Consider the following 10,569-nt stretch of genomic DNA (forward strand, 5'->3'; position numbering starts at 1 on the left):
GTGTAACGTCACGTAATTATTGTAAAAGTCTCGCTTTATTAGCTACTTAGCGTCCATATAAAATCATTTATCGTCTTTATAGTATGGATAGTCTTGTTTGATTATTAGCTTTTATAAACGATAGTAAACGTCGTGTTGAATCTCATACGTTTGATGTTATTACAAAATATCGTGACGACATTTAATCTGTAGAGAATCCGCTTGGCGGGTTTATTTTGTACAAAAAAATACCGCAACTATCAGACATAGTAGCGGTATCTAGATTTACTGTCGCTTAACCAAACAGAGCTGGTTTGTAGCTCAAGTTAGCTTATCTTATAAATTAGTTTAAAATGCCATACGCCACAAGGGCATCAGCGACGCGTTTAAAGCCTACGATATTGGCTCCTGCCATATAATCAATATAGCCATCATCAGTCTGACCATATTTCTCTGATGCGTCAGCTGCACAATCATGGATGTCTTTCATAATAAGCTTTAGACGCTCATCGATTTGCTCAAAACTCTTATATTGACGGACCGAGTTCTGTGACATCTCAAGCGCTGACACAGCGACTCCTCCCGCATTGGCGGCTTTTCCTGGCGCATAATGTACGCGATGTAGACAAATGTAGTCTGCTGCCTTAGCAGTCAATGGCATATTAGCGCCTTCAACAACATATTTGACGCCATTTTCGACCATAAGTTTGGCATCATCTTCATCAACCTCGTTTTGAGTCGCTGATGGTATCGCAATATCTCCTTTGATACCCCACGGCTTTTGACCCTCGAACCATTCGCCGCCATGGACATCGACATAATCAGCTAGCGGTTTGCTTTGTTCTTTCTGGTTTTTTAGCCAATTAATTTTTTCTTGATCAAAGCCTTTTTCATCATACAAAGTGCCCTTTGAGTCAGACACCGTGATTGCGATGCCTCCGAGCATACAGACTTTTTCAGCGGCATGTAGTGAGACATTGCCCGCGCCTGATATTAATACCTTTTTACCTTTAATATCTTCATTTTGCGCTGTGAGCATATTTTCTAAGAAGTAGACAGCACCATAGCCTGTGGCTTCTGTACGCATTAAGCTACCACCAAAACCCACACCTTTACCAGTCAACACGCCGCCATGCTCATGAGTCAGATTTTTGTACATTGCAAACATGTAGCTCACTTCACGCCCCCCAACACCAATATCACCAGCTGGTACGTCAACGTCTTTATTTACATAGTGATGCAGCTCACGCATAAAGGCATAACAAAACCGGCGAATCTCGCTATCTGATTTTCCTTTAGGATCAAAGTCCGAACCACCTTTACCGCCGCCCATAGGCAAACCAGTTAAAGCATTTTTGAAAATTTGTTCAAAGCCCAAGAACTTCAACACGGATTGGTTGACAGTAGGATGGAACCGTACGCCACCTTTATAAGGGCCTAAGGCATTACTAAACTGTACCCGCCAGCCACGATTGACTTGAACCTCACCTTTGTCGTTCTCCCAATTGATACGAAAAGCGATAACACGATCAGGCTCTACTAGGCGCTCAAATATTTTGAATTTTTCGTATTGAGGATGAGCATCATATAAAGGGGTAATGGTAAGAGCAACTTCCTTAACCGCTTGAATAAATTCAGGTTGATGGGCGTAGCGTGATTCGATTTTTTCGATGACCTGACTAATACTCATATATCTTCCTTAACTATAGAACGTGTGGTCGTGCTGAATTACATCCCTACCATGTCGTCTTTAAAAGACGATCATATTGTAGATACTGATGCAGGATTGGCTTTTTTACAGTAAATAAAAGGCTAGCGGATTTAATAACCCATAAGTTGAGCAACCGATAGGCGTTATGACATTGATAGATTAGATCTACTACATATTATTTTGAGACTACGGTTTGAAAATACTGATTGTGCATAGATAGGATAGATATGACAAAGACAGTAATTATAGTGCGCAGCATATGCGGTCAGAACGATAGATTGCTTGATAGCTCTTATTTAATTTACCTTGCTACTGAAAAAAGTCAATCCCGTATTGCAATATAAATGCTACCAATTATGAATGACTATAATTTTAAACCCACCTGTCACCATATAACTCTTTGATTCTTATATCATATTAAAACAGATAACGGTATCAGCGGTATCAAAAACAAAACAAAAGGTAAAAAAACCGGCTTAATTCTAATAATTCTATATCAATATAAAGAGTATGGGTTTATAATAATCCACATTGCTAGTAGGGTATTATAATCGTTTACCTGAATACATCGTTTACCCGAGTACAAGACTCCTTTTTAACTTTACCAACGAATGGCATATGACCATTTAACTATAAGGGATTGTGAGATATCTATGCGTACAGATACGTTCCAACAAATACTAGAAGACCTTAATAGCTCATCAGCAGATGTCGAAGCGTCTGCTCTAATCTCAAATGATGGCTTGATGATAGCGTCAGCGTTACCGACAGGCATCGATGAAGACCGCGTTGGTGCTATGTCGGCTGCGCTTTTATCACTAGGTGATCGTGCCGGTCGCGAGTTGGCTCGGGGCAGTATTGACCGAATTATGATTCAAGGTGAAAAAGGCTATGTAATCACCACTTCATCAGGTGATGAAGCAGTCCTTACGATCATGGCCAAGCCAAATGCCAAACTGGGATTGATTTTTTTGGATATTAAGCGTGCATCAGAAGCACTAGCAAAGCTCATCTAAACAGACTTAGATAACCAAGAATTTAGAACAGTAAATATAGGAAATACTTATGGGCTCTCCACTTTTAGATGCTGCAAAGCCTGACATGCCAGCTAAAGAAGTTAGCATAACCTATCATGACGGTGTCTCACGCACGATTTATGATTCGGGGATCGAGCGTCCCTACCCTGATGGTAAGCTTATCGTCTCACGTACTGACTTGGATGGTCATCTTACCCATGTAAACGATGCTTTCGTCGAAATCAGTGGCTATACGATAGATGAGCTGATCGGTCAACAGCACTATATCTTGCGCCACCCTGATATGCCAAGTGCCGCCTACCAAGACTTATGGCAGACGGTAAAATCAGGACAAAAATGGCACGGCTACGTCAAAAACCTGTGCAAAGATGGTAGCCACTATTGGGTGTATGCAACGGTCGTTCCTAACATACGCCGCGGACAGACCGTCGGTTATACCTCTGTACGCCGTCAGCCGTCGCGTCGCAAGATAGAAGCCGCGATCACGCAATATGCTCAAATGAAACAGAATGAGGAAGGTTAAACCATGAATGAAAAAACCTATAACCTATTAATCGCTCCTGATTTTTCGCCTGATCGTTTTGCAGGCTGGCACATGTTTAATACCTTGATTCAAAAGCGTGCTGACATTCACTTGCATCTCAATACGCCCACCTCTCATGTTGAGCAAGAAGAGATGGTCAATGCTGGTAACATACATATTATCTATGCCAACCCTTTTGATGCTGCTGCTTTGATTCGCGAAAAAGGCTATCGGGCCATTGCGCGTCCAATCGGTAAGTCGGATGAAATGGTGATTGCAGCGTCCGCCAGTAGTGATATTAAACGCTTAGAGGATTTGACCAAAGGCGCGTCTATCGCTATGGCAGACAACCGTGATGTAAAGCTTATCGGTCTGCGCTTATTAGAAGCGGTAGATTTAGAAGAGTCCGATCTTATCTGGGAGGTAACCGAAAACTATCAAGCGGCAGCAAGGCAGGTCATCAAAGGTGACGCTCAAGTGGCGTTTTTCTTAGCAGAAATCTTTCACAGCTTCTCACGTTTGACTAAAGCACAACTGTCAGTGCTGATCGAAAGTGATCTAGCAGATATTAGCCATATATTACTGATTAAAGATGACTTCGCTGATGCACAGGCATTGAGTCAGGCGTTACTGGCCTTTCATCAAGATGATAGTGGTAAAGAAGCACTGACCGAGCTTGGTATGCCACAAGGATTTGAAGCAATGAGTGAAGAAGATGGCGAGTTTATGTTAGATCTGATGGAAACCTTGCTCGATTAAGCGTCAAAACCTAACATTCCTTTTTATATTTAGGACACCGTCATGGCTGATTTATCTGCAACTGAAGACTCGTCGTTGTATAAAGATAGCGAGATGACTGCACGTCATACGTATCGTTATTATGCGCGAAAGATCTTTATCGATCCTAGCAACCGCTACTATCACGAACAGCGTATTAATGCTGCGTTGCTACTTAACGAAAAAGAACCGCTACAAGGCGCGGTCGCCGACTTTTTCTTTGGCTGTTGGTATGACATTCCTTACGATGTCAAAGATATCTTTGCCCGTATTCAAGGTCGCCTGCATCCGCAGATAGAACACGCCTTTCATAACTGTATTAACAAGCTCGATTACATCAAGTATAGCAGTGAGTTTGCAACGCGCTGGAGCGTGCTGGTGACACCATCGTTAAACGTACAAACCCATCGTCTACGCATCAGTAGCGACGATGCAAAAGAAATCGCCAAAAACATTACCACTGAGCTTATGAGTGCGCGTGCTGCTGAAGATTGGCATACAATTGAACAAGTTGAACGTGAGTTTTTTGCGCACTGCTTGGCCTGTAATGATCGTTTGGCTTTTTCCATCGTTTGGTTTGGTTTGGGCAAAAGCGATTGGCAGTTTGATGAGCGCTGGTGTGACTGTCAGCAGCAATTAGAACAAACTGGCTCTACCGTCCTAAAAAATACGCAAAACTTAGACACTCAATCAAGCGTGTAGCGGTTACTTACCCAACAGTTACCTGCCGCATTGAGCATTGCTGTAGCCACTTACTACTTATTCATTTTTACTTATTCTGTCAACGAGAACGTTTTTATGTCCATTTTTGATAATGCTGACAAAACCTATATTACTCTGACTCCTGCTGGTGTATTCGAGGCTTTTTCCCAACAGCAACCGACCGCACAGCAGCTAGCACTACAAGCGCTCCTATCATATCGCGAGACGATGCTGGTCGCAGGATGGTTAGAGGAGTACTCAGAGCGATGGCTAAATAGCTTCGTTGAGCAAGGGTTTATCGAAAAGCTATCTACCTTTTTGCCCGCACCCAACCTACCGCTTGATCAGTTTTTGCCATATGTGGTCGCAAGCTTATCTGGCAAGCGCCGTGCTGCTATCGCCTCAGATGAAGGATTTTGCCTAGCTCGCATTGGTTATAGCCAAGAAGAAGCAGACATGCTAAGTGTAGCTGCTGCGGATTTCTCCGGATTTATGCTACGCCAAAAGCAGCGCGGCTGGGCGATTGAAAGCCAAGCGATATCGTTCTTTCAGCAAGTTGATTTATTGATACCTGAGACCAGCTTTGTATTTTTGTGGATCGATGGTGGCGGCTACGCTCTCATTATCGATGGCGAACCACTGACTAACAATCGCGCCTTTGTGGAACTCATCTGGGGAATCAAAACCTCTGGGCTACGATTTGATAACTAAAGCCTTTTATCTCAAAAAACGTCAATGCAAGGGATAACTTTGTATTGAAAACCTCCTGTATTAAAGCAATCGCGCACCTATCTATTTACCAACTCCAACCTAAGTGAACGCTTATAGCCCATTCACTCTAAAAGCCAGACAGTGCTGCTTGCTGTAATAAATTTTTGCAGCCTCTGTCATGCTGGCAAACAGCAAACAAGAAAAACTTAAGCTCTTACCATATGTCTTATAGAAGACTCCTTTTGATAGCAGGCTCCTTTTAAAAAACTAGTAACATCAGTAAGACTAGTAATATTAATAGCCTGCGAAATAACAATAATTCACCGAGCTATCAGGCATAATATTGCCTAGATAATTTTAAATTAATTAAACTCTACCTCTTTATAAAAGCTGTGATTCAGTCTTCTCTCCTACCAGTTTATCCAACTCCTGATAGTGGCAACCTCTGCCAGCCCTTGCACTCTTGCTCATTTTTTAGGACAGTTTATGACTTCGCTTACTACTGTGCGCGTGCGTTATCAAACGATTGAAATTGGCAATACTGATATTCATATTTGCACCTTACGTGACAATCAACAATTCAGTGACCCTGATGATGAAGCGCTCAATTTAGGTATTTGCTCGGCATCTTGGCCGCTGTTCGGTGTGATATGGCCGTCAAGCCTAGTGCTGGCCAACCATATGCTCGATTACGATATCGCTGGCAAGCGTATATTGGAGGTCGGCTGCGGAATGGCACTATCCAGCTTACTACTTAATCATCGGCATGCAGACATTACTGCGACGGACTATCATCCGACGGTCGAGTATTTCCTTGATCGCAATACCACGCTCAATAATAATAAAGAGATTAACTTTGAGCGCTTAGATTGGGCCGAAGACAACAGCCATCTTGGACGCTTTGATATAATCATCGGTAGCGACCTACTCTACGAAGATCAGCATATCGATATATTGGCCGCATTTATTGAGCGCCATGCTAGTCCCAAATGTGAGGTAATCATCGTTGATCCAGGTCGCGGACGCAAAAATAAACTTACAGCAAAAATGATTGAGTCAGGGTTTAGTAGTCAACATATAAAACCTGAAGATACCACTTATTTGGATCTACCGTTTAAAGGGCATATTTTGACGTTTTCTCGAAATGGTTAAGCTTTTTGAAAGATTTTGAAAAAACTGACTTAAAATTATAAAGTTACTTTATTAAATTTCTAACAAAAATGTTTCTAAAGTGTAAACAATATTTCTACTAACCAATATGGTTTGTGTTTTTCACCTTTAGAGTTTGTTCATCAACTATTAATAGCTTCTTGCCATTCCTGCTGCGTAATCTTATATAAGACATGCTCAGCTAGAGGATGGCTAGGATCAAGCATAGGATGATCAAAGTTGTCTTGTGTATTACTCATACCGATGCGCTGCATAATTAGCTGTGAGTGCGTGTTAACAACGGCAGTAAAGGCAACGACCTCATCAAGCTCTAATTCCTCAAATGCAAACCTCAATGAAGCTCGCGCCGCTTCTGTAGCATAACCCTGCCCCCAATAATCCTTATGCAGTCGCCAACCAATCTCCACACTGGGCGCAAAAGGCATATCAGCATGTGCTGTATTTAAGCCGACCATCCCTATAAAAACATTGCTTTTTTTTAAGCTGACCGCCCAAAACCCCCAGCCATTGTCTTCAATAAGCTGCTGGCATTTATGGGCTATCGCATCGCTCAATGTCGGTGTTAGTAGCTTTGGGAAATATCTCATGACCTCAGGATCTGCATTCATCTTAGCAAACACGGCCAAATCACTTGGTTGCCATTGCCTAAGAACAAGCCGTTCTGTTGTTAGCATCCTTTGCCTCATGATATTTTGCCTGCTTCATTCAATGTATAACTTTACTGATGTCTAGTACATTCTGCACTATTAATATGTTCTGCCATTATACTCTAAATCATGCGTCTGATTATCAGTCTCTCATTACGATATCGTATATCTATTTAAAAACTCACCTAAAACGAAAATTAAATTTTAATAATTTAATTTATTACAATTAAGGTAAAAAATAAATATCTTAATTTTTTATATTATTAAATAATTATTTTCTAATTTAATTTCGATTAAAATACAATATAACAAAATTTTATTTTTTATTTTAATAAATGAATTAATGTTATTTTAAAAAAATATAAATTAAATAACTTTAAAATAAACTGTTCTCATTTTTATAGTTATAGATTGAGTGACTAGCAGTCACTTAAGACTACCTGCACCCCTCCCTCTACAGACTACTACCCTATATTAAAAAACAAAATTCTCCTCATATGTTCTATAACTTTTATATCAAATAACGACTATCATCAATATTCGTTTTAATGAATTTTTATATTCATAAAAATAAATATATAGATGAATGAATATATTCTTTTAGGTTAATATATATCCTGCGTATTATTTTATAATTATTATTTTTATTAACTTCACTTTTATTTATTTTTGCATTAACATTAATTAAATTTTATTTAATAAACCATAAATTGGTTTTTCGTGATGTCAATTTATTGTCAGCAGGTTTTACTGTTACTAGGCAGGGTTTTGACCAATACAGGATGTTAACTTATGAATCGCAATTATAAAGTTATTTGGAATCAGTCATTAAACTGTTTTATGGCAGTCGCAGAATATGCAAAGAGCCGAGGAAAATCATCAAGTACCGTCGTAAGCTCTAACGCTGCAAATGTCTCCAATGGCACGACAACAGGAGGTGCGCACTTGTTGCGGTTAAGTGCGTTGTGTATTGGACTTGCGAGTGCTGGGTTTAGTATGCAGGCATCAGCTATCGCTGCTTGTGCTGAGGACAATGCAAGCGGTGTTGGTATAGTTGATAGGGTGCAGTGTGGTACTGGCGCAAATGCTGAAGGAAGTACGAGTGTGGCTATCGGTCAAAATGCCCAAGCAACAGGTGGGCAATCAATTGCCATCGGTGGAGTAGACGGTGGGCAGAATACGACAGCGAGTGGTGACCAATCTACCGCGATCGGTGCTAATGCTGTGTCATCAGGCAGCTCCTCTATTGCCATCGGTGGTGATGATCTAAACAAAGCCTCTGGAACTACTGTAAACCCAGATGGCACAGAGACTGTTGGCACAGTCAACAGCGGTGAAGTCAATACGACTTTTAAAAAGTACTCTGGTGGTCGAAATTTAGTTGATACAACTCAAGGTGGTAACCAGTATCCATATACAGAATCAAGTGGCGCTGCATCTGTCGCTATTGGTGTACAAGCGGTCTCCTCTGGCGCACTATCGACTGCTTTTGGTACGCAGGCCAATGCTACAGGTGTTGCCTCATCAGCTTTTGGTGTATCTGCTGAAGCGTCCAAAGAAGGCTCAGTTGCTATCGGTGCAGGTAGTAAAACGGATGGTAGCGCAACAAAGATTGAAAGCCAGACAGTCAACGGTATAACCTTTACAGGGTTTGACGGTGCGTCAGGCTTTGCTGGTAATGCAGGCGATGCTGGGCGTCAAGTGTCTGTTGGTCTCATAGGTAGTGAGCGCCAGATCAAAAACGTGGCGCCAGGTGAGATCTCTGCATCCTCTACCGATGCGATCAATGGCAGTCAGGTTTTTTCGGTCACTAATAAGTTGGTTGATAATATCAGAGGTGCTCAGGCAACGGCTGATGCTGTCGCTGATGGGACAGCTGGCATCGTCCGCCAAGATACTGGCACTGGTCCAATCACAGTTGGTGCTGCTACTGGTGGTACCAGCGTTAACTTTACTGGCACTGATGGCGTGCGTACGCTAAGTGGTCTTGCAAATGGTAATGTTGCTGCAAATTCTACTGAAGCGGTGACTGGTGATCAGTTAAATACTACTAATACTAATATAGCGGCTGCGCAGAATGTCGCAAACACGGCAAACACGACGGCAAACAGTGCTCTAACCAAAGCCAATCTAGGCTTTGATATCACTGCTGATAATGGTACCCAAGACAACGTGCAGTTGGGTGAAGCGGTCAACTTCACCAATACTGACAACAACTTAGTTGCGACCGTATCTGACAATGGCATCAATTACGACTTAGCAGACAATATCAGTGTCAATCAAGTCACTGTTGGTGATGCCACTAATAATACGGTATTGACCAGTACGGCTAATGGTTTGGATATCGGTGGTGATAAGATTACTAATGTTGCAGATGGCACTATTGCAGCCGGTTCAACAGATGCAGTGACTGGTAATCAGCTGAATGCTACCAATACTGACGTTACTGCGAATACAGGTAATATCACAACCAATACTGGCAACATCGCTGACCTAGCTTCTGGTCGCACCGGTATCGTCCGTCAAGATGCTGGTACAGGTGCGATCACTGTTGGTGCTGCTACTGGTGGTACCAGCGTTAACTTTACTGGCACTGATGGCGTACGTACGCTAAGTGGTCTTGCTAATGGCAACGTTGTCGCAGGTTCAACCGAAGCGGTGACTGGTGATCAGTTAAATACTACTAATAGCAATGTCACTACTGCTCAAACAACAGCAAACACGGCAAACACGACGGCAAACAGTGCTCTAACCAAAGCCAATCTAGGCTTTGATATCACTGCTGATAATGGTGCCCAAGACAACGTGCAGTTGGGTGAAGCGGTTAACTTCACCAACACAGATGGCAACCTAGTCTCAACCGTTAGTGACAATGGCATCAATTACGACTTAGCAGACAATATCAGTGTCCATCAAGTCACTGTTGGTGACGCCACTAATAATACGGTATTGACCAGTACGGCTAATGGTTTGGATATCGGTGGTGATAAGATTACTAATGTTGCAGATGGCACTATTGCAGCCGGTTCAACAGATGCAGTGACTGGTAATCAGCTGAATGCTACCAATACTGACGTTACTGCGAATACAGGTAATATCACTACTAACTCGAATAATATCACCACCAACACGGCTGGTATCGCTGACAATAGCAACCGCTCTGTTGGCAATCTATCTGCATTGGGTGGCAATGCTGCTTATGATGCGGCAAACAATACTTATACTGCCCCAAGCTATGTCTTAGACGATGGGACTAACAGCAGCACGACCTCCACCTTCCGTAACGTCGGTGATGCGCTAGGCAACCTTGAT

9 protein-coding genes are annotated in these 10,569 nt (G+C 42.1%); 7 read left to right on the forward strand and 2 right to left on the reverse strand.

The genetic code is table 11. The features are described 5' to 3' along the window. Positions 1-322 precede the first annotated feature (322 nt). A complete protein-coding gene (gene gdhA / locus ACS8FC_RS04100) occupies positions 323-1,669 on the reverse strand; it encodes an NADP-specific glutamate dehydrogenase (protein WP_439261705.1) in 1,347 nt (448 codons plus the stop codon). 674 nt (positions 1,670-2,343) lie between these two features. Between gdhA and ACS8FC_RS04105 the strand changes: the two genes are divergently transcribed. The 6 genes from ACS8FC_RS04105 to ACS8FC_RS04130 all read left to right on the forward strand — a co-directional run bounded on the left by ACS8FC_RS04105 (position 2,344) and on the right by ACS8FC_RS04130 (position 6,592). Next, positions 2,344-2,706 carry a roadblock/LC7 domain-containing protein gene (locus ACS8FC_RS04105; RefSeq protein ID WP_058369317.1) on the forward strand — a complete coding sequence of 121 codons (363 nt, stop codon included), beginning with the start codon at positions 2,344-2,346 and terminating at the stop codon, positions 2,704-2,706. 49 nt (positions 2,707-2,755) lie between these two features. Continuing rightward, positions 2,756-3,250 carry a PAS domain-containing protein gene (locus tag ACS8FC_RS04110; RefSeq protein WP_439261706.1) on the forward strand — a complete coding sequence of 165 codons (495 nt, stop codon included), beginning with the start codon at positions 2,756-2,758 and terminating at the stop codon, positions 3,248-3,250. 3 nt (positions 3,251-3,253) lie between these two features. Further along, complete coding sequence (locus ACS8FC_RS04115) at positions 3,254-4,009, forward strand: phosphate/phosphite/phosphonate ABC transporter substrate-binding protein (RefSeq protein WP_439295936.1); 756 nt, start codon at positions 3,254-3,256, stop codon at positions 4,007-4,009. Positions 4,010-4,051: 42 nt separating this feature from the next. Further along, positions 4,052-4,729: a hypothetical protein gene (locus ACS8FC_RS04120; protein ID WP_439261708.1), complete on the forward strand. Its 678-nt coding sequence runs from the start codon at positions 4,052-4,054 to the stop codon at positions 4,727-4,729. 96 nt (positions 4,730-4,825) lie between these two features. Then, positions 4,826-5,440: a hypothetical protein gene (locus tag ACS8FC_RS04125; RefSeq protein ID WP_439261709.1), complete on the forward strand. Its 615-nt coding sequence runs from the start codon at positions 4,826-4,828 to the stop codon at positions 5,438-5,440. 486 nt (positions 5,441-5,926) lie between these two features. Then, positions 5,927-6,592: a class I SAM-dependent methyltransferase gene (locus ACS8FC_RS04130; protein WP_439295937.1), complete on the forward strand. Its 666-nt coding sequence runs from the start codon at positions 5,927-5,929 to the stop codon at positions 6,590-6,592. 140 nt (positions 6,593-6,732) lie between these two features. Here ACS8FC_RS04130 and ACS8FC_RS04135 read toward each other — a convergent pair whose 3' ends face one another. After that, on the reverse strand, positions 6,733-7,284 hold the full coding sequence (locus ACS8FC_RS04135) for a GNAT family N-acetyltransferase (protein ID WP_439295938.1): 552 nt from the start codon (positions 7,282-7,284) through the stop codon (positions 6,733-6,735). 765 nt (positions 7,285-8,049) lie between these two features. On the opposite strand from ACS8FC_RS04135, the gene ACS8FC_RS04140 reads away from it, so the two are divergent. Next, positions 8,050-10,569: ESPR-type extended signal peptide-containing protein (locus tag ACS8FC_RS04140; RefSeq protein WP_439295939.1), on the forward strand; the 2,520-nt coding region annotated here is incomplete at its 3' end.

The sequence above is a fragment of the Psychrobacter sp. 1Y4 genome (genome assembly GCF_051847555.1).